This window comes from Methylobacterium sp. BTF04 (genome assembly GCF_010692745.1).
GTDB lineage: Bacteria > Pseudomonadota > Alphaproteobacteria > Rhizobiales > Beijerinckiaceae > Methylobacterium.
In genome coordinates, this window is the sequence record NZ_JAAHTB010000011.1 from 42,461 (window position 1) to 63,069 (window position 20,609).

A 20,609-nucleotide genomic window follows, 5' to 3' on the forward strand; every position below is an offset into this window, starting at 1 on the left:
CACGTTTGCCGGATGGCTTCCACTCATCCGCTCGCAGATATCCGCCTCGACGCCCTCCACCGCTATCCCGTCAAGGGGCTCTCGCCCGAGCGGATCGAGTCCACGCCCCTCGTGGCCGGCGCGTACTTTCCTGGCGACCGGCTGTTCGCGGTGGAGAATGGCCCGTCCGGTTTCGATCCGGCAGCCCCGACGCATCAGCCGAAGATCAAGTTCCTGATGCTGATGCGCAACGAAGCGCTCGCCTGCCTCGACACGCGCTACGATCCGGAATGCGCCATGCTGACGATCCGGCATGGGGGCGCGGTGGCGGCACGGGGCGATCTCGCTACGCCGGAGGGCCGCGCGGCGATCGAGAGCTTCCTCGCCGGTTATTTGCCCGACGCGTTGCGCGGGCCTCCGCGGGTCCTGGCTGCGCCAGAGGGCTTCCGCTTCACCGATTCGCCACGCGGCTTCGTCTCGCTTCTCAACCTCGCCAGCGTCGCAGCCGTCGAGGACATGACGGGGGCGGCCGTCGATCCGCTGCGTTTCCGTGCGAATCTTCACCTTACCGGTCTGGCCCCCTGGGCCGAACTCGACCTCGTGGGCCGCACGCTCACGACGCAGAGCGGTCTCAGCCTGCGCATCCTGAAGCGCACCGAGCGGTGCGCGGCCACCAACGTCGACCCGGCGACCGGCATCCGCGACCTCGCGATCCCACACACTCTGTCGCGCCACCTCGGCCACACCGATTGCGGCATCTATGCCGAGGTGCTGGACGGCGGCACGCTGAGGGTCGGCGACACGATGACAGTCGCGGCGATCGCGTAGCGGACTCGGTCATCGCCGAGTCACGACGGCTTCGCTCACGACACGGCCGGGACCGGCTCTCTCGAGCTTCCGCTTCGATGTAGCGTACCGAATGGTACCGCGTGGACGATCCCGCCTCGCAGTCCAGTCTGGTTTCCGCAGGCGCGAGGTCAGCGACGACCAAACGCATCATCGTGGCGCGCGGTGGATTCGATGGCATGCACCTGCGTGGAACTGGAATTGGCCGAGGCCATCGCGATCATGCTCACCGGCCGCATCGATCAGTCAGGCTGCACCGACGCGATCCGCATAGGCGAGGCGAAATCCGCGCACGAGCGCGTCGCGCTGGCGACGATCCTGGTGCGATGCCTTAAATCGCGTCCCTCGGCACAAGCACCACCGCAGCCGCATAGCCGGCGCGTCGGAGTTGACGCAGATCGGCGTGCCGCCGTTCGCAGGTGACCTTGAGATAGCGGTCGTCTCCGCCGGGAAGGCCGCTTGCGGCGGCGACGGCCTGCCCGTGCATCAGGCATTCCATCGGCGTACGGGCGGGCGAGACGATGACGTCGAGTGCGGTGTCGCGGGAGCAATTCTGGGCCAGCATCGTGCCGGCGCAGACCAGGGCAACGGACAATAATTCAGCCATGACGGACCCCTTGTTCAGTGCAAGGAAGAAGGTCCGCGGAGTTGCTCTGGCGTGAGCGGCCGCGTGATTGTTGCCTGGGCGTCCCTCGTTATCGTTGGATTGGACTAAGCACGGCGTATGCCAGTCTGGTTTCTTGGGCATTCATCGCGCCCATGCAGCGACTGCAGGCGGCACGCTGAGGGTCAGGTGCGCGCCGGTAGCCAGACCGGCTCGGGCTCGGAGCGGGGAAGGAGCGCGGCGACCTCATCGAGGTCGACGGTGTAGCGATCCGTCAGCAATCGCCAGACCTCCGCTTGCGACCCGGCCAGGGCACCGATTCGGTCCACCAAGGTGGCGATGTGGTGCGGATTGGTGAGGGTCGGGCGGGGCAGAAAGGGATCGGCGTTCAGCATTTCGAATGATCCGGTGCGACAAGGCACAGGATCACGGATTACGGTTAACGGAGCCTTACCGGCTACCACCGAAGCGTGTCATTTGGGGCTTGGCGCGGGTGCCACGCCGTGCACGCGTCGCGGCGGGCGGGCGGGCAGATCCCGCCTGGATCAAATAACCGGCGGCCTGCTTCGCACCGCCGCATTGCTGCGTTAGAAGCCCGGCGACGCGCGCGGTGCTCGACGCGCCATCGAGGACAAGCCCCACGATGAAAGAACCGCTGCCCAACGTGCATGTGCGCGCCGAGGTCCTGGTCCAGGCCCTGCCCCACATGCAGCGCTACGACCAGGAAATAGTGGTCATCAAATATGGCGGGCATGCCATGGGCGACCGCGCCGCGGCCGAGGATTTCGCCGAGGACATCGTGCTTCTCGAGCAATCCGGCCTCAAGCCCATCGTCGTGCACGGTGGCGGCCCGCAGATCGGCCGGATGCTCGGCCGCCTCGGCATCGAATCCGAATTCCGCGGTGGCCTGCGCGTCACCGACGAGGCCACCGTCGAGGTGGTCGAGATGGTTTTGGCCGGCTCGATCAACAAGCAGATCGTTGGCTGGATCTCGGCCGAGGGCGGTCGCGCGGTCGGCCTGTGCGGCAAGGACGGCAACATGGTGCGGGCCAAGAAGGCCACGCGCACCATTCTCGATCCCGAGAGCCAGACCGAGCAGGAGGTCGATCTCGGTCTCGTCGGCGAGCCCGACCATGTCGAGCGCGGCGTCCTCGACGCGGTGCTCAAGGCGGAGCTGATCCCGGTTCTCGCCCCCGTGGCCTTTGGGGCCGACGGCCAGACCTACAACGTCAACGCCGACACCTTCGCGGGCGCCATCGCCGGGGCATTGCGGGCCAAGCGCCTGCTGCTGCTCACCGACGTGCCTGGCGTCCTCGACAAGGACAAGAAGCTGATCCCCGAACTCACCCTGGAGGATTGCCGGCGCCTGATCGCCGACGGCACCATCACGGGGGGCATGATCCCCAAGGTCGAGACCTGCATCTACGCCCTGGAGCAGGGTGTCGAGGCGGTTGTCATCCTCGACGGCAAGGTCAGCCACGCAGTGCTGCTGGAGCTGTTCACGGATTACGGCGCCGGCACGCTGATCCGGCGAAGCTGAAACGACCGCTACCAACCCCGATTGCGTTCATCGGGGTTGGTAGCGTCAAGCCCGCGTAGTGCCTGAGCGACACTGAAAGCTGCATCGCCGCGCCATCGAATGGGTTCGGCCTGAGAAGCCGGCCGCCTCGGCGCGGCGGGCCTCATTGCCGGTCAGATCACGCAACCGCCGGCAGCACTTCCGGCGTCGGGCGGAAGGCCACAAGGGTCATGTCGTCCCGCCGGGCTTCGCCGCCGCGATACGCCACGAGTTCGGTTTCGAGGGCGGCGACCTGCTCTGCGAGCGGCAAGGCCTGATGCGCACCGAGGATGTCGGTGACCCCGCGATGGCCGAGCAAGCGCCGCGTCGGCTTGAGGCCGCCCATCTGGTCCGAGATACCATCGGTCATCAGGTAATACGTCGTGCCGGGAGTGACCGGAACGACGACGTCGACACTTGCGAATTGCTCGCCGGCTCTCTGCGGGTAGCCGAGGCCGCGCTTGGCGCCCTTGATGCGCGTCACCACACCGTCGGTCACGGTGGTGAGCGCGAGACCCGCGCCGGCGAATCGGATCTCGACGTTCGCCCGGTCCCAGATACACACCCCGCAATCGAGGCCGTCGTCGGATTCCGAGCCCCGTCCGTCCTGGCGCAACTGCGCACGGACCATCGTGTCGAGGGCGCGGAGAATGTCGGTGGGCGCACGCAGGCGCCGCTCGTGCAGGATGCGGTCGAGGGCAGTGGCGACGATGAGGGTCAGGAAAGCGCCCGGAACCCCGTGGCCGGTGCAATCGGCCACCACGAGGATGCCGAGCCCGTCGACCTCCTCCAGCCAGAAATAGTCGCCGCCCACCAAGTGGAGAGGTTCCCATAGTACGGCGACTTCGAGGCCGGTACCGGCGAGGGCCGAGCGCTCGGGCAGCACCGAACTCTGGATGCGCCGGGCGTAGCCGATGCTCTCCATGACGAAGCGGTTGGCGTCAGCGAGCTTGGCATGGGCTTGCTCGAGCTGCTGAAGCAGTTGCTTGGCCTCGTCGCCGGTGCGCAGGCCGTCCACCATCCGGTTGAAGGCCTGCGAGATGACGTCGATCTCGTTGCTGGCGCGGAATTCACCGTCGAGGTCCACCGGCACCCAGCGCTTGTGTTCGACCTCGCGCATGGCGAGCAGGAGACGCTTGAGCGGGGCGAGCACGTGCCGGCGCACGTTGGCGTGGAGGGTCACCACGAAGACCAGCATCAGGATCAGGCTGGTGACGAGCGCCAGGATCGCCTGCTTCTCGGCGTTACCGCGCAGGGCTTCGGCCGAGATCGCGAGGGTGAGCCTACCCAAGGGCGCCGTACCCGAAGCGGCCACGAGGTCGGCTTGGCTGATGATCAGCTCGAAGGTGCGTCCGCGCGGCATGTCTCCGATCGACATCACCACGGCACCGGCGGCATTGCGCAGGGTCACCGAGCGAAACGCCGGATCGAGGGTCAGGGCCTGAACCTGCTGGCGATAGATTTCCGGCGTCGCGCTCCAGTCGGGGCGCGCGATGGCCTTGGCGGAGAGCGCGGCCATCAGATCCGCCCGCTCCTTATAAAGGCGGATCTGATCGCTGTAATTGACCCAGGCGATGCCGATCTGGGTGACGAGGACCACCACCGCGATGACGGGGTAGATCCGCAGGAACAGGGTGTGGGCAAGGCTGTCGAGATCGCGCCCGCGCGCGGAACCACGCAGTGCACCGGGGCGCATCGTATCGGCGCCATCGGCCTGGGGAACGTCGAGAAAGCCCGCAGCCTTGAGGAATTCGCTGCTGCGCCGAGGGCCGGCGCCGCGCAGGGAGCCGCCGCGCCGCAGCGGCGCGTCCGTGGGCACCGGTGTGGACGCCGGAGCCAGAATTTCAGGCTTCATAGGGCAGACCCATCCGCGGAGGTCTCGTTCGGTGTGAGCGCGACACGGTTGCGACCAGCGCGCTTGGCGACGTAGAGCGCCGCATCGGCCCGCCGCATGGCGCTCTCGAGGGTTTCGCCGGCCAAGGCCTGTGCGATGCCGATGCTCACCGACATCGCAATGACCCCTTCCTCGGCCGGCACCGCAGTCGCCGCCACCGCCGCGCGCATGCGCTCGGCGACCGCATGTCCGGTGTCCAGATCCGTATCGGGCAGCACGATGGCGAATTCCTCGCCACCGGTGCGTCCAATGATGTCGAGGGTGCGCAGGTTAGCCCGGCAGGTCGCCACGAAGGCGACGAGCGCGGCGTCCCCCACTGCATGGCCGTAGCTGTCGTTGAGGAGCTTGAAGCGGTCGAGGTCGAGCATCAGCACGCAGACCGGCGCGCCACTGCGCTCATGGCGCAGCCATTCGCGCGCCGCGATCTCCATAAAACGCCGACGCGCCAGCGCACTCGTGAGGTCGTCGGTGTCGGCCAGACGTCGCAATTCGGATTCGAGGCGGGTGCGGTGCTCGATCTCCCCCGACAGAGCCGCGTTGAGGGCCTGGAGATCGCGGCGCTGCTCGGCCAAGCAATGATTGGCCTTCTGCAGGTCGAGCTGCATCCGGTCGCTCATCCGCACCAGGCGCCGTTGTTCGCGGTATCCGCGCCGATAGGCGTCGGCCAGCGCCTGAACGCCGCCGGCCACGTCCGACAATCCGGTGAGCATCGACTCGGCCCGCGCCAGCACCGCCTCTTCGGCATCGTACAGGCTGAAGGCATCAACCGCCGTTTCGGCCTTGGCCTCGGCGATGGCCCTGCCAGTGCCCGTCATGCCGGCTGCTCCCTCACCATTTCGAACCGGGCGCTCGAGAAATCGGCGGCGAAATCCTCGCCGGCCTCCTCGATGGTCTCGTCGCCGTCGGCAAACAGCCAACGCACCGTCACCGAGCGGCCTTCGGCAGCGGCATCCTCGAGGGGCATGAACAGGTTCATCAGCGCCTTGGCGCTCGATGAATTGAAATAGGCGAGCCCGACCTCGAACGTGATCGGGTCCGGGCTGGGCTCGGCCAGATAGCCGCGCAAGGCCTGAAGAAGCGGTCCGAAGAACGCCGCGGCATCCTCCGGGTAAGATTCACCACGAAGCTGGAGGTGCCCGGCTTCGAAGTCGAAATCGACCAGCGGCGAGCGGTCCGTGGGGGCGAGACGAATGGGGTCCATCGGTTGGCTGCCCATCAAATGTAGGCTTTGAGGCAGAAGAAGCTGCGCTCAGGCCCCAGGTCCTGGAAATCGTATTCGACGGGGGCGCTCGAGCGCCGGGCGATCTCGATCAGCCCGATGCTGCCGCCGAGGCTGCCCTCGTCGGGCGGTTGACGCAGCTTTTCGCGGTAGAAGGCCTTCAATTCGTCCCCCGTCATGCCAGCGAGATGATCGAGACGGGAGCGCAGGTTCGGCACGTCGGCGTTCGGCACCTCGTTGCCGCAGACGACGAAGAACCGGCCAGCCTCCACCCCGACCACGATCACGCCCGCGCTGATCAGGCCTCCCGACTTGGCGGGAGGCTGGGAGACCTTGTCGGCCGAATAGCGAATGACGTTCTGGGCCTGCTCCACGAAGATCGCGAAGACCCGCTTGGCGACGGTGGCGTCCGTCTCGCCCTGGCTCATGCGCAGCTTCAGCACTTCGCCGAGCGAGAACAGCACGTTCTCGGAGATGTCGCCCCCGAAGGAGAGAATCACGCCCTGTCGCCGTGAGGCGTCGAAGAAATTCCGGAAATCGTGTGCGAGCAACGGAATGCTCCCTGCCTGGCACGTCGGCCTCGAGCTACTTGCCCGTGTCGACCCCATGGCCGGAATAACCCCCAAATCCTGTATGAGCCGTTAAGACTAAAGTCTGCACGACGGACTGACTTGAAGGAGATGAGGAACAAACCCGAATTTACGTTTTGCTGACTTCATTCCGAATTCTCTGCGAAAGCCGCCGAAATCATCAGTGTTGCCTGAAATTCAATCAATCCAGCGGTGTCACCGCGGCCGCAGCGGCGAAGGACGCAGCAGAGGGTCGGGGCGAGCGTCGACCCGCGATTGCCCCTGGCAGACGACGCGGCCGCCTTGCCGGACGGACGCGATCGTGATCTGACCGAAGAACCGCAGAGCTTTCCTTCACGCGGTCTCGCTCCCATCTCGGAAGTCGAGACGTCTCCGTTCACCGCCAACCGTATCGAAACACCGTGTTGCTTCCCGGCGAGAGCCATTTCACCACTCCCGAATCCCGCGGCTTCACTGAGGTGGATACCTGGGTGTTCGACCTCGACAACACGCTCTATCCGAGCGATGCGCGGGTTTGGCCGCAGGTGGACGAGCGCATCACCCTGTACGTGATGCGCCTCTACGGGCTCGACGGGATTTCGGCCCGCGCCCTGCAGAAGTATTTCTACCATCGCTACGGCACGACGCTGAAGGCGCTGATGGTCGAGGCGCAGATCGATCCGCACGACTTCCTCGACTTCGCCCATGACATCGATCACTCGACGATCCGCCTCGATCCGGCCCTCGGCGACGCCATCGAACGGCTGCCCGGCCGCAAGCTCATTCTCACCAACGGCTCGCGCCGGCATGCGCAGAACGTGGCGGCCAAGCTCGGCATCCTCGATCATTTCGAGGACGTGTTCGACATCGCCGACGCCGATTTCGTGCCCAAGCCCGAGCGCTCGACCTATGAGCGCTTCCTCTCGCGCCACGCGGTCGATCCGCGTCGCTCGGCCTTGTTCGAGGATATCGCCCGCAACCTCGTAGTGCCGCACGACATCGGCATGGCCACCGTGCTCGTGGTTCCGGCGATCCTCGACCCGTTCCGCGAAGCCTTCGAGCAAGAAGCGGTGCGCGAACCGCATATCGACCATATCACCAGTGATCTCGCTGGATTCCTCAGCCACCGCGTCCTACCGGTGGTGGCATGAGCACCTGGGCGGGCGCGCACGCGCCGACCATCGACGATATCGAAGATCTGGCGCATGCCGCCTTCGCCAATCTTCCGGGTAGCTTCAGGGCCCTGTGCACGGGCGTAACGATCCATGTCGAGGATTTTCCCGACGAGGAGACCCTGAACGAAATGGAGTGCGAGAGCGAATTCGACCTGCTCGGCCTCTTCCGCGGGTTTGGCTTGGCTCAAAGCGGCGAAGTGGTGAGCGGCCAGATGCCGAATCGGGTGTGGCTCTATCGCCGCCCGTTGCTCGATTACTGGGCCGAACACGACGAGACCCTCGGCCATCTCGTCAGCCATGTCCTGATTCACGAGATCGGCCACCATTTCGGACTGTCCGACGCCGACATGGCGTCGATCGAGGCGACAGCCGATCGGGCCTGATCGACCGTCTCACCTATCAGACCGAAAGCCCGCGAGGCTACCCTTGCCAGATGCTGTCCGCTCCCACGGGCGATGGCGCACAGGGTCGCTTCGCCAATTGTATCAGGCGTCGTTGGCCGGGCGCAGGAGGCTCGCCTTGGGCCGGCGCGTGCGGAACTGTCCGCGGTCCACCGCCACGAACACCAGCACCGTGAGTGCGAGGGTGGTGAGCCACCACATCACCGTGAGCCCGACGCCGATGCAGGCGATGGCGAAGGCCGCCGCGAAGGCCGCCATGGCGCCCGGCACCAGCACGGGCGCGCCGCGTCCGCTACGCCGGATGGCGGCGTAGAGGGCGAAGGCCGCGGCGAACGCGCCGACGACGCCGAGTTCGTACCAGAGTTCGAACAGCAGGGTCGTGGGCGCATTGGTCGGCAGCAGATTGACGAAGCGTCCGCGCAGGGCGGTCTCGAACCCGTGCCCGGTGACGAGCCGCACCGGCTCCGTGGTCACGACCTTCTGCCAGGTCTTCAGGGTGAGAACGCCGGGTGCCACCGGGCCGAACAGGGCGGCACCCACCGGCCGGGCCAGGAACGGCAGGATTGGAGCGATCGCAAGGAGGCCCGTCACCGCCATCGCGATGGCGCGGGTTCCAAGCGCAGGGCGGGAGGTCGTCACGGCGAAAGCGGTGGCCCCGACCGCCAGCGCAACCAGCGTCGTCGCCCCGGGCGAGCACACGAGGGCGGCGGCCACCAGAAGTGCGAGACCGAGCGCCTCCAGGTCGCGCCCGCGCGAGCGCAGCCACGCCACCGCAGGCCAGGCCAGGAGCACCAGCACGGTCAGGCCGCGATCGAGGGTGCCGTCCTCGTCCGCTGCGCCGCGCAAAAGGCCGTTCCCGAATAGGCCGAGCGCAATGGCAAGGAGCGCGGCTGCGGCAATCCCCACGGGGAGGAGGTACAGGTTGGCCGAACGCATTCGGTCGGGAAGCGCGAGATAGCCCGCCAGTGTCATCAGGATCGTGGCGACGAGGTTGAGCAGGCGCTCCGTCGCCGGTTCGAGGAATGGCGTCCAGACCAGCGACAGGGCCGACCACAGGACCACGAGGAGGCCGGCGAGAAAGGCCGGCGCTCGCAGAAGCGCCAGGGCGGCCGGGCGGATCGGACGGGATTTCCCGTCGATGGCGCTGGCGAGGATCAGCAGCGCAACCGCGATAGGAGCGAGCACGACGGTGGCGCGGCGCGCAACTTGAGCCGCCAGGGGCACGACGACAAACAGGCTGAAGAAGCCGACGCGCCGCAGGAGAGCAGCGGCATCGAGGGCTGGATCGACGTTTGGTGTTGAGGCGCGCGCCATGGTTTCGATCGAAGCCGTTGCAACGGCGCCGCGAGAAGACCCGAGCGCTATTCTCCAGTCCTAGTGCAGGCGTGCGGCACCGGCTGTAGATGTCTTGCAACACTTCCCCGCCCGTGAAGGGATATCGCCGCGTGATTCAAGGCGAACCGATTGACCGGCGAACACGGTCACACCCGCTCGATCGGGACCGGTTCACGTCGGCGCGGCGCCATCCTGCGGCCGAGATCGGAGAGGACGCGCCAGCCGGCCCAGGTCCCGAGGAAGCCGAGGAGGCCGGCGACGAGCCCGTCGGTGGTGGTGGGAATGGCCGGGCTGTAGTCTTGGTAGGTCGCTCGGGCGAGGGGCAAGTCGGGGTCGCGGATCAGCGCAGCGAGGCGGCCCAGCGGTCCGCCGGCGCTGGCGAGGGCCTGCTGTTGGGCGGTCAGGTCGTTGAGCCGGGCGATGTCGTAGCGGGCGGCCTCGCCGCGGCGGGCCACGAGGGCATTGGGATCGCTGCGAAGACGATCGACCGCGTCGTCGCGGGTATGGCCGGTCGCCGTGGCATCGGCTTCGAAGCCGGCCACCACGCGGCGTAATTCGTCGAGGGTACCGCCGAGGCGCTGCGCATATTGCTGGGCGAATTCGGGGCCTTGCGCCGCGATCATCCCCCCGAGGAGGCCGAGTGCGAGGCCGAGCGTGCGTAGGACGCGAAACACGTAGCTGATCCTGATCTCGCTGCGATGCCCGGACAAGAGCATGCCGGCGGTATGGGTTCCAGGGCACTCACGTCAGGACGGCTCGGCAAGGGCCAAGGCGACGTCCGCCTGTGTCACCTCGGACACGGGTCTGGCGACCTTGACGGCCCGGGCCGGCCGCCCCGGGACCAGGACGAGGATGATGGTCTCAGTTCCGGGGCAAGCGGGATCGGCGCAGACGATCTCGTTGACCTTGATCACCACCGCGGCGTCGAAGCCGCCGAGGGCGCGGACCCAATCCGCCACCGCCATGCGGGCGCCCTGATCGGTGGGGGGACGTCGGGTACCGAAGCCGAAGAGGGCCATGGTCAGGCCGGCAGCGTAAGGATGCCGGCCTGACCGTCGACGCAGCCGAAGGCGAGGCGGCTGCCGCGCCCGTCCCAGGCCAGTGCCGAGATGCCGCTGCCCTTCACCGCCGGCCGCACCAGCAACTCGGAGGCGTCGGTAAAGCGCACGAGCAGGATGCAGCCGTCCTCGTAGCCGATGGCGAGCACCAGGGCCTTGGGGTGGAACGCCACCCGCGAGACGCGGGCCGGGCGCACGCCGCATTCGCGCGGGGCCTTGCCGGTGGGGCCCTCCTTCGAATCGAACGGCCAGACGATGGCCGCCTCGGCGCCACTGGTGGCGAGCCAGTCTCCGTCACCGGACCACGACACCGACCGGACCTTGCCGGGGTAGCCCGACATCCGCATGTGGCCGCGGTCGGGCTGCAGACGCCAGCCGTGAAGCGAATTCTCCTGCATGGTCGTGACGACGAAGCGCCCGTCCGGCGACCAGGTAACGTCGATATGCGAGCCCTTCCACTCGACGAAATCCGGCGCGGTCTCGAGGTTGGGGTACCACAGGGTCGCGCCGTTATAGTGGGCCACCGCGAGGCGGTAGCCCTTCGGCGCGAAGGCGAGGCCGCGCGCGGTGGACGGCGCCGCAAAGGTCTTCTCGCGGCCCTTGGCATCGCGCGCGACGACGTTGCGGCCGGCGCCGTAGGCGATCCCGCCATCAGGGTGGAGCGCCAATGCGTCGATCCAGGCCCCGCTCTTTGCGGCGGCCATCTCCACGGTTTCGCCATTGGCAGCGGTCGCCACCACCCGGCCATCGTCGCCGCCGGTGACGAGGCGGCGGCCGTCGCCGGCGCCGACGAGGATGCCCGCATCGGCATGGGCCTCGACCCGGTGCGTGTCCCCGTCCGAAACGAGCAGGACACCGCCGTCACCCAGCGCCAACGCCAGGGTGTCTTTCAGCCAGGCGGCCATGACCACGTGGGCCCCGGCGGCCACCGGCGCCACGTGATCGCGAAGGGAGGGTGCGGCGGTCGCGCTCATCGGGGTTTCGTCTTTCTTCACGCAGACTTGCTTCACGCAAACTTGCTTCACGCAGGCTTGGTCGCCGGCTTAGCCCTGGCCGGCATGCGCCACGCCGTCAGGATCGCCGCGACGAGCGCCAAGCTGCCGGCGATGCCGGCGGGTATGGCGAGGGCATACAACGCGTAGCGGCCGTAGGCGACCGTTCCGGACAGCGACCCGACGAGGAGCGAGAGCCAGACCATGCCGTCGCCGATCCAGGCAAAGCGCCCGCCGCGCCGGGCCAGGGCGAGGGCGAGCTTCTGGCCGAAGCTGAACAGCGCGCCGGTAACGAAGGTGGTGCCGGCGCGAAAGCCCTGGACGTGGGACAGAACCGCGTTCTGCGCGCCCATGGCGAGGGCGAGGAGCAGCGAGGCCATGCCGGAATCCGGAGCGGCGATGCCGGCCGAGAGGGCACCGCCCACGATGATGGTCTCGAAGCCGAGGATGACGGGCGTGCCCCAGCGCGACGGGGTCAGCGCCGACAGGCCGCCGCCACAGACCGCGCCGGTGAGAAAAGACAGAATCAGCAGCCCCGGCATGATCGCGACATAGGGATGTCCATGCCCGAGTGCGACGGCGAACTGGGTGGTGTTGCCGCTCATGAACGAGGTGTAGAGGCCGCCGAGCCGGATGAAGCCGAGGGCGTCGACGTAGCCGGCCATCGCCGTGAGGATGAGGCCGAAGGCCAGGTGCCAGGGTCGAGTCATGGGGTGGGCGACGCGCAGCTCACCGCTGGACCGGCAAGGTTAAAGCTTTGCTCACCAAGTCCGCGCAATTGGAGTGAACCGGGGTGAACGCCGCGCTCCGTTGGCCTGTTGGTCTGGCGATCCGGCACTGGGACGATCGTTCCCCGCCGGGTGAGTTGGAGTTGCGTCATGATCCCGTTCGCCTGCGCTGCCCTTGCGTTGCCAACCTTCCGCGCACACCGCATCGCCGAGACCGTCCTGGTGGTGGAAGACGAAGCGGCGATCTGCGAGCTTGCCGCCGAGGCCCTCCTCGGCGAAGGCTATCGCGTCCTGACCGCCGCCGACGCGGACGAGGCCGAGGACATCCTCGCGCGGGAAAGCATCGATCTGCTCTTCACCGATATCGATCTGGCCCGCAACACGAATGGCATCGTGCTGGCCCGCCGGGCACGACGGCACCAACCCGGCCTCCCGGTTGTTTATACATCCGGGGGACGGGGTCACCTGTCGCTCGCCGATGCGGTGGCGGAATCGGTCTTCGTGCCCAAGCCCTATCGCCTCAGTCACTTGGTGGCCTTGGCCAACGGCTTCCTGCGCCCCAACTCCCATCACGCCTGAACGACGGGGCGCCCGCCAGCGCCTTTCGGAACACCGGAGACCAACCCCCGATGCGCATGATCCTGGCTGCCGCCTCCGCTCTCCTGGCATTCACCGCCGGTGCGTCCGCTGCGTGCGACGTCAAGGCCGCGAAGCTGGAGGAGGCGATCGCGGCGAAGAGCGAGCTGCGAGAGACCGCCAACAAGCAGACGGTGCGTGACCTGCGCACGCTGCGCGACGCGGCGATCGTGCTCGAGACCTATAAGTACGGCACCGAATGCGAGCGCATCGTCGAGATCGTGAAGGCCCTGGCCGCAAACCCCGAGAAGACGATCGAGCGCGGCGGCGACACCGACGAAGACAAGGCCGAAGACCTGCTGGAGGCCCGCGAGCCCAAGGCGGCACCCGGTACCGCCGCTCCGGCCGCGCCCGAGCCGACTAAGGCCAAGTAGGCGCCACCCGCGCGTCCGGCTACGAGCCGGGCACCCGACACCATCATCGACGAGCAGGCGGCAACGGCATGGCGACGGATACGATCTTGCGGGAGGCCGGCATCGCCCATGCGGCTCACCGACTCCCGGCCGTCATCGTCGACGACTACAACATCGAGTTGAAGGACGAGGACGGCTTCATCGGGGACCGGGTCTCGAAGGGTGCGTTCCGCGAGCGCATCGAGGAATCGCGCGAGAAGCTGCGCAAGATCGGTGACGATCCACTCGGCGACAAGCCGAGCGACGCGATCAGCAAACGACGCCTGGATCAGTGTCTCATGGGCGAGGATGCCCAGGCCGCCGGTGTGGTGTTCGGCGCCGTCGAGGACTTCGCCCAGGATCTGGCCGGCGTGGTGCGCCGGTTCCTGCGCCAAAAGGAATGGCGCGACACCCAGGCCATCGTCATCGGCGGCGGTTTTCGCGATAGCCGCGCCGGCATCCTCGCCATCGGCCGCGCCGAAGTTATCCTGCGGGCCGGAGGGCTAGATCTCACCCTGGAGCCGATCCGCCACCATCCCGACGAGGCCGGGCTGATCGGGGCGGTGCACCTCGCACCGGCCTGGATGTTCGCAGGCTACGACAGCCTGCTCGCCGTGGATATCGGCGGCAGCAACATCCGCGCCGGGGTGGTCGCCACCAACCTGAAGAAGGCCCCCGATCTCTCCCGCGCCGAAGTGTGGCGCTCGGAGATCTGGCGTCATCGCGACGAGGAGCCGGCTCCGAGCCGCGACGAAGCTGTCGATCGCCTCATCACCATGCTGTCGGATCTGATTCGGCGGGCCGAGCGCGCCGATCTCGCACTCGCGCCCTTCATCGGCATCGGCTGCCCCGGCCTCATCGCGGAAGACGGCGCCATCACCCGCGGCGGTCAGAACCTTCCGGGCAATTGGGAGAGCAGCCGATTCAACCTCGCCGACCGGCTGGTGGCCGGCATCCCCCGCATCGGCACGCATCCGACCATGGTGGTGATGCACAACGATGCCGTGGTGCAGGGCCTGAGCGAGGTGCCGCACCAGACCGGCGTCACCCGCTGGGGCGTGCTCACCATCGGCACCGGCCTCGGCAATGCCCGCTTCAGCAATCGATCGGACGACAGCGACGCGGAGTGAGGGAGTAGGAGGTCCGCGTCGATCGCACGTCCGGGCCCGGGGCGATCAGGCGAAAGTCGCTTCCTGCCGAGTCAAGATGGGCAAATGCGGGGCGGCCGGCCCGCCCGATCCAAGAGACAGCGCGTGATCTCAAAATGCGCGGTGTGAGCACTCACCGCGCCCTGGCGGCGGCCCGCGAGAGTCTCTGGGCGATCCGTTCGCGCAGTTCCTGGGTCAGCTCGATATCGACGAGGCGCCAAGTCCAGCCGCGTAGCCGCAGCCGAACCCGGAACTGGCGTGCGCGTGGCGCCTCCGGCGGAACCCCGATGACGACGGTGCGAAAGCCGCGCATCTCCGAGCCGAAATAGAACGGAATCAGACGCCCTAGATTCTCGACGCGCAGGCCCGGCCGCGCCAGGCGGGGCGCCGAATTGCCCACTTCGGGCAGGCTGCGATCGCCGAGGTCGATGCTCTGCGGCCAGCCGTCATCGAGGAGATCGACCACGGTCTGGGGCGTCACCAGAGTTTCGGCGAGTGGGATCGCCAGGGCGACAGCGGCGTCGGTGAGACGCTGGCGTTCGCGCGGTTCGGCGTCGGCGGGGTCAGAGCCCTGGATCTGCGCCGCCGCGGCGGCCTGCCGGATGATGGAGAGCCGCAGAGTGCGAAAGTTGACGTGCCGGTCCACGTAGCCGGCATCGTGCGCCTGCACGGCGCGGGCGAGATCGTAGAGGGCCCAGAACGGCGTCAGCGTGAACGCGAACCAGCCGAACGCCAACACGAGAGGAATCAACCACCAGCGCATGCGGTCGAGACCTCAGGCGCGCCGACGGTGTGAGCCGGTACTCACGCCGATGCGCGCCATGCGGTCAATCCGGAAAAGGCCGCGACGACCCCCTCGTAGACCGGACGCTTGAACGGTACGATGAGGTCGGGCAGCCCCGCCATCGGCTCCCAGCGCCACGCATCGAACTCGGACGGATGGGCGCCGCCACCCGGCGATGCGACGTCGATCTCGTCGTCGCTGCCGATGAAGCCGAACGCGAACCACTTCTGCGTCTGGCCGCGATAGCGACCCTTCCAGACCTGCTTGAGCACGTCCGGCGGCAGATCGTAAGACAGCCAGTCCTCGGCCTCGGCGAGACGCACCACCGAGGTCGCGGCGACGTTCGTCTCCTCATAGAGTTCGCGCAGAGCCGCAGCCTCCGGGTCTTCCCCCGGATCGATGCCCCCTTGCGGCATCTGCCAGGCGCGCCCGTCGCTCACATGCTCCGGTCCGGCATCGGCGCGGCGGCGCCCGATGAACACGAGCCCAGACGGCGCGATCAGCGTGATCCCCACACAGGGGCGGTACGGCAGGTCGCGGCCGGAATCGGGAGCGGTTTTCGTCATCGGCGCGACCATAGGGCAGGCCGTCCAGGTGCCGCAACGCACGAAGCGGTCGATCTGGCGTTAAAACCGCTGCGGCGGCGTCACGGAACAGCACTGCTGAGGCGGGCTCCGGCGCCCGAACCGCGCAAGGCGACGCTAACCGGGACGAGGCGGATGCCACGCGCCTCGGCCTCGCGCGCCCAACGTGCGATCCGGTCGATACTCATCGGAAGCGCGCTCGCCGACGCCAAAGCGAAACCATTGGCACGGGCCTGCGCTTCCAGCCGGGCAAGTTCGCGGTCGATCGCTTCGGGTCGGGGAACCGCGTCGAGCACGATCTCGGCCCGCGCCACGGGCAGCTTCGCCTTGGCCGCGAGTCCCGCCGCGAGGGAGCGCGGCGAGGTACCGTCATCGACATAGCCCAAACCGCGGCCGGCGATCTCGCGCAGGACCGGCTCCAGGGCGACAGCATCGCTGGTAAGCTTGGCGCCCATGTAATTCACGATGCCGACGAAGCCAGAAAAGCGGCTCATCGCCCAGCTCAGGCGATCGAGATTCTCCGAAGGCCGTGACGTCGTGAGAAGTGTCTGGGGGCCAGGATCGCTATCGGGATAGTCGAACGGCTCCATGGGCGCCTGAAGCAGCGCCTCGTGCCCGAAATCCCGCGCGCGGGCCACCGTGCGCTCGAGATCGCTGCCGTAGGGTGCGAAAGCGAGGCTGACCGCCGGAGGCAGGCGGGTGATGGCGGTGACCGTGGCGGCCTGGCCGATGCCGAGCCCAGAGACCAGAATGGCGATTCGGGGACCGGTGCCGCCAGCATCCGGACGAGCGTAGACGTCGAGCGGGCGCAGGCGCCCCTCGCCCATGCGGGGTACGTTGCCATGACGGCCGCGCTCGACGAGACGCGGATCCGGGGCCGGCGCGAGCGTGACCGGCGCCGCATCGGGCACCCGGATCACCACGGCTTCGGTGGGGGCGGCAGTGCCGCTCGGGCGCACCACCACCACGCCCGACGCGCTCTCGACCTCATTGGCCGAACGCTGCGCCGCCACTGGCTTGTCGCGCTCGGGGAGTGCCGGTGCCGTCTCGGCCGGGGCCGGATCGCGCATGGCGATCGCCACGTTCGCCCGGGGCTCGCCACCCTGGGGATCGCCCGCGACCACGAGGATGCTGCCGGCAATGACGAGGCCACCGGCCAGGATACCGAAAATCACTGGCGTGGTCAGGCGTACGCTCCCGAACGCCCGCAGGCGCTGCGCCACCGAGCGCTTGGCGCCCAGCGGCCGGGTCAGGATGTCGTCGAAGGCCACGCGCAGCCGCTTCCTTCTGGCCTGGAATCGTCGCGCGCGAAGCGGGTCCGGCTTGCGCGGCGCAACAGCGAAGTCTCGGGAAAGCCCGACGCCGACATCGACCGATAGGGCCGTCAGCGCCGTTCGAGACCGACCCGCTCCAGACGAGAGGAAACGGCCCCCAATGTCGATCCTGGACCGACATTGGGGGCCGCTATGGTTAACGCTTCGCTAAGCCGGGACGATGAATCGCCCCGCGATCGGGTCAGTTCGGGACGACGGGCTTGGCGGTGTTGGCCGCACCCTTCTGGATACCGCGCAGGAAATCGAAGGCCGCGATAAGCTGCTTGTCCTTGGCCGGGTCCGGCGGCACGTAGGCCGAAGAACCACCGCGCTCCTCGACGTCCTTCTGCTTGAGGTGGCCCTTCAAGCCAGCCTCGCCCTTGGTCTCGTCCTTGCCCTTCAGTTCGTCGGGCACCTCCTGCAGGACCTCCTGGTCCGGCTCGATGCCCTTGGCCTGGATCGAGCGGCCCGACGGCGTGTAGTAGCGGGCCGTGGTCAGGCGGAGCGCACCGCTGCCGCCGAGCGGGATGATCGACTGCACCGAGCCCTTGCCGAACGAACGGGTGCCCAGCACCGTCGCGCGCTTGTGGTCCTGCAATGCGCCGGCCACGATCTCGGAGGCCGAGGCCGAACCGCCGTTGACCAGCACCACGATGGGCTTCCCCTTGGTCAAGTCGCCGGATTTCGCCGAGAAACGCTGGGTCTCGTCGGGATTGCGGCCGCGGGTGGAGACGATCTCGCCCCGGTCGAGGAAGGCGTCCGACACCATCACCGCCTGATCGAGCAGGCCGCCCGGGTTGTTGCGCAGGTCGAGCACATAACCCTTGAGCTTGTCGGCGCCGATATCGGCGGTGAGCTTGTCGATGGCCGCGCGCAGGCCGTCGAAGGTCTGCTCGTTGAACTGGGTCAGACGAATGTAGCCGATATCGCCGCCTTCGGCGCGCGAGCGCACCGGCTTGATCTTGATCACGTCGCGGTTGAGCGTGACCTCGATCGGGTCCTTCGACTCCTTGCGGCTGATCTTGAGCTTGACCGGCGAATTCACCGGGCCGCGCATCTTGTCGACCGCCTGGTTGAGGGTCAGGCCCTGGACCTGATCGTCGTCGATCTGCGTGATCACGTCGTTGGTGAGGATGCCGGCCTTCGAGGCGGGGGTGTCGTCGATCGGAGTCACGACCTTGATGAGGCCGTCCTCCATCGTGACCTCGATGCCGAGGCCGCCGAACTCGCCGCGGGTCTGCACCTGCATGTCGCGGAAGCTCTTCGAGTCCATGTAGCTCGAATGCGGGTCGAGGGAGGTCAGCATGCCGTTGACCGCCGCCTCGATCAGCTTGGCCTCATCGGGCTTCTCGACGTAATCGGTGCGGACCTTCTCAAACACGTCGCCGAACAGGCTGAGCTGCCGGTACGTCTCCGCCGAGGCCGCTACCGCGCTCGTTCCCGAAAGAAGGCGGGTCTGCGTCGCGACCATGGTGGAGCCGACGCCGAGGAACGCGCCGACCAGAACGAGGGAAACCTTGCGCATTATCCGCGAACCTTCTCGCTGGGGCTTTTGGCCCACCAAGGCTCCGGATCGATGGAGCCGCCGTCTTTTCTGAACTCGACGTACAAAACCGGATCGCTGCCAGCGGGAGCGGACGTTGCGCCACCCTCGCCCATTGCTGCCACGGGCTCACCCGCGAGCACGAACTGTCCGACCTCGACGTTGATCTGATCCATCCCTGCCAGCAGTAGATAGTAGCCATCGCCGGCGTTGATGATCAAGAGTCGACCGTACGAACGAAATTGCCCGGCAAACGACACCCACCCATCCGCAGGAGAGGAAACCACGGCTTTTGGCCGCGTGGTGAGCGAAATGCCGCGGGTGATTCCACCGTTGCCATCAGGCTGGTTAAAGCTTCGCAGGAGCGCTCCGCTGGCTGGGCGAGGCAAGTCGCCGCGTGTGTCGACGAAGCGGACCTTCGGCGCGAGTCGGGCCGGATCGCGCGTCCCGGCGGCGGCGAAACGCTCCTGGGTGGCGCGGGCCTCCCGGGTTTCGGCGGCACGGGCCTCCTCGGCCGCGCGGCGCGCCGAGGCCACCTCCCCTTCCATCCGGTCGAGCAGATCCTTGAGGCTCTTGGCCTGAACCCCGAGCTCAGCGGTGCGGGCGCGCTCGGCCACGAGGCCGCTTTCCACCTCATCCTGCCGGGTCCGCCGCGCCGCGACGAGGGCGTTGAGACGCTGCTGTTCCTTGGCCCAACCGGCGAGATCGTTCTTGAGCCCCTCGCGATCCGAGGCGATCAGGCCCTTCAGCCGCACCATCTCGGTGAGGTCGGCCGCAAGCGTTTCGGCCTCGCCCCGCAGCTCCGGCACCACCGCGCCGAGCAGCATGGAGGTGCGGATGACCGCAAGGACATCCTCCGGCCGCACCAGCACGGCGGGCGGCGGGCGGCGGCCCATTCGCTGGAGCGCTGCCAGAATTTCGGCGATCACGCCGCGCCGCGCATCAAGGGAGCGACGAATGGCAGCCTCGCTGGCGCCCAGGGTCTTGAGCCGCTCTTCGAGCCGGCTCATCCGATCCTCGGTGGCCTGGGACTGGCGCGCGGCGTCGAGGAGCGCGGTGTTGAGCTTGGCCCGGTCGCCGCCGATCGCCGCCACCTCGGCTTCGAGCTGCGTCCGCGCGCCGGTGCTGGCGGCCAGCGCGTCCTCGATCCGCTTGAGATTTTCCGCCCGCCGAGTCTTCTCGTCGAGGGCGCGCTGGATTGCGTCCGGCGTCGTCGCCTCCTCGGCAAAGGCGGCCCGCGGCAGGTGGGCGCCAACCACCAGCGCCAAGCCGACCAGAAGCACGGCACCCACGGTGCGCATCGGGCTCTTCACCGCCTTGCGTCGCGTGGGTCGACTCATCGGTCGTCGAGGTTTCCGCGGTGGTATGGGTGGCCGGAGAGAATCGTCAGTGCCCTGTACACCTGCTCCAATGCCAGCACGCGCACAAGGCCGTGAGGCAGGGTCGCCGCGCCGAACGACAGGGTGAGGTCCGCCCGCGTCCGCACCCCTGGATCGAGACCGTCGGCGCCGCCGATAGCAACCACGAGGGCCGGACGGGCGGCATCGCGCCAACCCGCCACACGCTCGGCCAGGGCCTCGCTGGTGAGGTCGCTGCGCCCGCGCTCGTCATAGGCGATGACGGCAGCGCCTGCCGCCTGGGCGAGCAGGCCAACGCCTTCCTCGGTGCAACGGTCCTGGGGCCGGCGAGCCCGACTTTCGGGAATTTCGGAGATGTCGCACGCGGAGAAGCCGAGACCGCGCCCGAGCTGGGCGGCCCGCTCGCGGTAGCGAGCGGCCAGGTCGCGCTCCGGGCCGGCCTTCAGTCGACCGACCGCCACGACGAGCAGGCGCACGGGACGCGCGGCCCGCT

24 protein-coding genes are annotated in these 20,609 nt (G+C 67.9%); 7 read left to right on the forward strand and 17 right to left on the reverse strand.

Translation table 11 applies throughout. The features are described 5' to 3' along the window. Positions 1 to 12: 12 nt before the first annotated feature. On the forward strand, positions 13 to 807 hold the full coding sequence (locus G3T14_RS09050; RefSeq protein ID WP_163641957.1) for an MOSC domain-containing protein: 795 nt from the start codon (positions 13 to 15) through the stop codon (positions 805 to 807). 349 nt (positions 808 to 1,156) lie between these two features. On the opposite strand, the gene G3T14_RS09055 is transcribed toward G3T14_RS09050, so the two are convergent. Together G3T14_RS09055 and G3T14_RS09060 are read right to left on the reverse strand one after the other, a co-directional pair. Next, a complete protein-coding gene (locus tag G3T14_RS09055) occupies positions 1,157 to 1,432 on the reverse strand; it encodes a hypothetical protein (protein WP_163641958.1) in 276 nt (91 codons plus the stop codon). 182 nt (positions 1,433 to 1,614) lie between these two features. Beyond that, the gene (locus G3T14_RS09060; RefSeq protein WP_163641959.1) at positions 1,615 to 1,824 is read right to left on the reverse strand and encodes a hypothetical protein; all 210 of its coding nucleotides are present in this window, start codon (positions 1,822 to 1,824) and stop codon (positions 1,615 to 1,617) included. Between the two features lie 248 nt (positions 1,825 to 2,072). Between G3T14_RS09060 and argB the strand changes: the two genes are divergently transcribed. Continuing rightward, positions 2,073 to 2,969 carry an acetylglutamate kinase gene (gene argB, locus G3T14_RS09065; RefSeq protein ID WP_163641960.1) on the forward strand — a complete coding sequence of 299 codons (897 nt, stop codon included), beginning with the start codon at positions 2,073 to 2,075 and terminating at the stop codon, positions 2,967 to 2,969. Positions 2,970 to 3,126: 157 nt separating this feature from the next. Here argB and G3T14_RS09070 read toward each other — a convergent pair whose 3' ends face one another. The 4 genes from G3T14_RS09070 to G3T14_RS09085 are packed head-to-tail and all read right to left on the reverse strand — an operon-like array spanning position 3,127 to position 6,651. Then, complete coding sequence (locus tag G3T14_RS09070; protein WP_163641961.1) at positions 3,127 to 4,842, reverse strand: SpoIIE family protein phosphatase; 1,716 nt, start codon at positions 4,840 to 4,842, stop codon at positions 3,127 to 3,129. After that, positions 4,839 to 5,696, reverse strand: a complete 858-nt coding sequence (locus G3T14_RS09075; protein WP_163641962.1) for a GGDEF domain-containing protein — start codon at positions 5,694 to 5,696, stop codon at positions 4,839 to 4,841. Before G3T14_RS09075 ends, G3T14_RS09070 begins: the two co-directional genes overlap by 4 nt. Next, positions 5,693 to 6,082, reverse strand: a complete 390-nt coding sequence (locus tag G3T14_RS09080) for a DUF1987 domain-containing protein (protein ID WP_163641963.1) — start codon at positions 6,080 to 6,082, stop codon at positions 5,693 to 5,695. The genes G3T14_RS09075 and G3T14_RS09080 overlap by 4 nt, the downstream gene beginning before the upstream one ends. A gap of 14 nt (positions 6,083 to 6,096) precedes the next feature. After that, positions 6,097 to 6,651, reverse strand: a complete 555-nt coding sequence (locus G3T14_RS09085; RefSeq protein WP_163641964.1) for a SiaB family protein kinase — start codon at positions 6,649 to 6,651, stop codon at positions 6,097 to 6,099. A gap of 440 nt (positions 6,652 to 7,091) precedes the next feature. On the opposite strand from G3T14_RS09085, the gene G3T14_RS09090 reads away from it, so the two are divergent. Further along, positions 7,092 to 7,820 carry a pyrimidine 5'-nucleotidase gene (locus tag G3T14_RS09090; RefSeq protein WP_163641965.1) on the forward strand — a complete coding sequence of 243 codons (729 nt, stop codon included), beginning with the start codon at positions 7,092 to 7,094 and terminating at the stop codon, positions 7,818 to 7,820. Further along, entirely contained in the window at positions 7,817 to 8,227 is a 411-nt protein-coding gene (locus G3T14_RS09095; protein ID WP_163641966.1) for a metallopeptidase family protein, read from the forward strand. Before G3T14_RS09090 ends, G3T14_RS09095 begins: the two co-directional genes overlap by 4 nt. Positions 8,228 to 8,329: 102 nt before the next feature. Here G3T14_RS09095 and G3T14_RS09100 read toward each other — a convergent pair whose 3' ends face one another. The 5 genes from G3T14_RS09100 to G3T14_RS09120 all read right to left on the reverse strand — a co-directional run bounded on the left by G3T14_RS09100 (position 8,330) and on the right by G3T14_RS09120 (position 12,340). Next, positions 8,330 to 9,559, reverse strand: a complete 1,230-nt coding sequence (locus G3T14_RS09100; RefSeq protein ID WP_163641967.1) for a peptide ABC transporter permease — start codon at positions 9,557 to 9,559, stop codon at positions 8,330 to 8,332. 167 nt (positions 9,560 to 9,726) lie between these two features. After that, positions 9,727 to 10,254, reverse strand: coding sequence for a DUF2937 family protein (locus tag G3T14_RS09105; RefSeq protein WP_163642065.1), 528 nt, complete (start codon positions 10,252 to 10,254; stop codon positions 9,727 to 9,729). A gap of 72 nt (positions 10,255 to 10,326) precedes the next feature. Beyond that, the gene (locus tag G3T14_RS09110; RefSeq protein WP_163641968.1) at positions 10,327 to 10,599 is read right to left on the reverse strand and encodes a hypothetical protein; all 273 of its coding nucleotides are present in this window, start codon (positions 10,597 to 10,599) and stop codon (positions 10,327 to 10,329) included. Positions 10,600 to 10,601: 2 nt separating this feature from the next. After that, entirely contained in the window at positions 10,602 to 11,612 is a 1,011-nt protein-coding gene (locus tag G3T14_RS09115; RefSeq protein WP_163641969.1) for a WD40 repeat domain-containing protein, read from the reverse strand. 47 nt (positions 11,613 to 11,659) lie between these two features. Continuing rightward, the gene (locus tag G3T14_RS09120; protein WP_163641970.1) at positions 11,660 to 12,340 is read right to left on the reverse strand and encodes a YoaK family protein; all 681 of its coding nucleotides are present in this window, start codon (positions 12,338 to 12,340) and stop codon (positions 11,660 to 11,662) included. A gap of 168 nt (positions 12,341 to 12,508) precedes the next feature. Here G3T14_RS09120 and G3T14_RS09125 point away from each other — a divergent pair, with 168 nt between their 5' ends. The 3 genes from G3T14_RS09125 to G3T14_RS09135 all read left to right on the forward strand — a co-directional run bounded on the left by G3T14_RS09125 (position 12,509) and on the right by G3T14_RS09135 (position 14,516). Further along, positions 12,509 to 12,937, forward strand: a complete 429-nt coding sequence (locus G3T14_RS09125; protein WP_163641971.1) for a response regulator — start codon at positions 12,509 to 12,511, stop codon at positions 12,935 to 12,937. A gap of 50 nt (positions 12,938 to 12,987) precedes the next feature. Beyond that, positions 12,988 to 13,368 carry a photosystem reaction center subunit H gene (locus tag G3T14_RS09130; RefSeq protein ID WP_163641972.1) on the forward strand — a complete coding sequence of 127 codons (381 nt, stop codon included), beginning with the start codon at positions 12,988 to 12,990 and terminating at the stop codon, positions 13,366 to 13,368. Positions 13,369 to 13,436: 68 nt separating this feature from the next. Beyond that, complete coding sequence (locus G3T14_RS09135; RefSeq protein ID WP_163641973.1) at positions 13,437 to 14,516, forward strand: ROK family protein; 1,080 nt, start codon at positions 13,437 to 13,439, stop codon at positions 14,514 to 14,516. A 151-nt stretch (positions 14,517 to 14,667) separates the two neighbouring features. Here the strand turns inward: G3T14_RS09135 and G3T14_RS09140 are convergent, their stop codons facing one another. The 6 genes from G3T14_RS09140 to rlmH all read right to left on the reverse strand — a co-directional run bounded on the left by G3T14_RS09140 (position 14,668) and on the right by rlmH (position 20,592). Further along, a complete protein-coding gene (locus G3T14_RS09140; RefSeq protein WP_163641974.1) occupies positions 14,668 to 15,297 on the reverse strand; it encodes a DUF2939 domain-containing protein in 630 nt (209 codons plus the stop codon). Between the two features lie 41 nt (positions 15,298 to 15,338). Continuing rightward, positions 15,339 to 15,896, reverse strand: a complete 558-nt coding sequence (locus G3T14_RS09145) for an RNA pyrophosphohydrolase (protein ID WP_163641975.1) — start codon at positions 15,894 to 15,896, stop codon at positions 15,339 to 15,341. Between the two features lie 68 nt (positions 15,897 to 15,964). Further along, complete coding sequence (locus G3T14_RS09150) at positions 15,965 to 17,173, reverse strand: divergent polysaccharide deacetylase family protein (protein WP_348645243.1); 1,209 nt, start codon at positions 17,171 to 17,173, stop codon at positions 15,965 to 15,967. A gap of 244 nt (positions 17,174 to 17,417) precedes the next feature. Beyond that, on the reverse strand, positions 17,418 to 18,740 hold the full coding sequence (locus G3T14_RS09155; RefSeq protein ID WP_163641976.1) for a S41 family peptidase: 1,323 nt from the start codon (positions 18,738 to 18,740) through the stop codon (positions 17,418 to 17,420). Beyond that, positions 18,740 to 20,059, reverse strand: coding sequence for a peptidoglycan DD-metalloendopeptidase family protein (locus tag G3T14_RS09160; protein ID WP_246733120.1), 1,320 nt, complete (start codon positions 20,057 to 20,059; stop codon positions 18,740 to 18,742). Before G3T14_RS09160 ends, G3T14_RS09155 begins: the two co-directional genes overlap by 1 nt. A gap of 35 nt (positions 20,060 to 20,094) precedes the next feature. Further along, positions 20,095 to 20,592, reverse strand: a complete 498-nt coding sequence (gene rlmH / locus G3T14_RS09165; protein ID WP_163641978.1) for a 23S rRNA (pseudouridine(1915)-N(3))-methyltransferase RlmH — start codon at positions 20,590 to 20,592, stop codon at positions 20,095 to 20,097. Positions 20,593 to 20,609: the final 17 nt, after the last annotated feature.

Excerpts from the sequence above, each read along its gene's own strand:
- G3T14_RS09145 (WP_163641975.1), bottom strand. The coding sequence starts at position 15,896 with ATGGTCGCGCCGATGACGAAAACCGCTCCCGATTCCGGCCGCGACCTG.
- argB (WP_163641960.1), top strand. The coding sequence starts at position 2,073 with ATGAAAGAACCGCTGCCCAACGTGCATGTGCGCGCCGAGGTCCTGGTC.
- G3T14_RS09100 (WP_163641967.1), bottom strand. The coding sequence starts at position 9,559 with ATGGCGCGCGCCTCAACACCAAACGTCGATCCAGCCCTCGATGCCGCT.
- G3T14_RS09155 (WP_163641976.1), bottom strand. The coding sequence starts at position 18,740 with ATGCGCAAGGTTTCCCTCGTTCTGGTCGGCGCGTTCCTCGGCGTCGGC.
- G3T14_RS09135 (WP_163641973.1), top strand. The coding sequence starts at position 13,437 with ATGGCGACGGATACGATCTTGCGGGAGGCCGGCATCGCCCATGCGGCT.
- G3T14_RS09050 (WP_163641957.1), top strand. The coding sequence starts at position 13 with ATGGCTTCCACTCATCCGCTCGCAGATATCCGCCTCGACGCCCTCCAC.
- G3T14_RS09160 (WP_246733120.1), bottom strand. The coding sequence starts at position 20,059 with ATGCGCACCGTGGGTGCCGTGCTTCTGGTCGGCTTGGCGCTGGTGGTT.
- G3T14_RS09115 (WP_163641969.1), bottom strand. The coding sequence starts at position 11,612 with ATGAGCGCGACCGCCGCACCCTCCCTTCGCGATCACGTGGCGCCGGTG.
- G3T14_RS09080 (WP_163641963.1), bottom strand. The coding sequence starts at position 6,082 with ATGGACCCCATTCGTCTCGCCCCCACGGACCGCTCGCCGCTGGTCGAT.
- G3T14_RS09075 (WP_163641962.1), bottom strand. The coding sequence starts at position 5,696 with ATGACGGGCACTGGCAGGGCCATCGCCGAGGCCAAGGCCGAAACGGCG.
- G3T14_RS09140 (WP_163641974.1), bottom strand. The coding sequence starts at position 15,297 with ATGCGCTGGTGGTTGATTCCTCTCGTGTTGGCGTTCGGCTGGTTCGCG.
- G3T14_RS09125 (WP_163641971.1), top strand. The coding sequence starts at position 12,509 with ATGATCCCGTTCGCCTGCGCTGCCCTTGCGTTGCCAACCTTCCGCGCA.
- G3T14_RS09055 (WP_163641958.1), bottom strand. The coding sequence starts at position 1,432 with ATGGCTGAATTATTGTCCGTTGCCCTGGTCTGCGCCGGCACGATGCTG.
- G3T14_RS09110 (WP_163641968.1), bottom strand. The coding sequence starts at position 10,599 with ATGGCCCTCTTCGGCTTCGGTACCCGACGTCCCCCCACCGATCAGGGC.
- G3T14_RS09060 (WP_163641959.1), bottom strand. The coding sequence starts at position 1,824 with ATGCTGAACGCCGATCCCTTTCTGCCCCGCCCGACCCTCACCAATCCG.
- G3T14_RS09120 (WP_163641970.1), bottom strand. The coding sequence starts at position 12,340 with ATGACTCGACCCTGGCACCTGGCCTTCGGCCTCATCCTCACGGCGATG.
- G3T14_RS09070 (WP_163641961.1), bottom strand. The coding sequence starts at position 4,842 with ATGAAGCCTGAAATTCTGGCTCCGGCGTCCACACCGGTGCCCACGGAC.
- G3T14_RS09130 (WP_163641972.1), top strand. The coding sequence starts at position 12,988 with ATGCGCATGATCCTGGCTGCCGCCTCCGCTCTCCTGGCATTCACCGCC.
- G3T14_RS09095 (WP_163641966.1), top strand. The coding sequence starts at position 7,817 with ATGAGCACCTGGGCGGGCGCGCACGCGCCGACCATCGACGATATCGAA.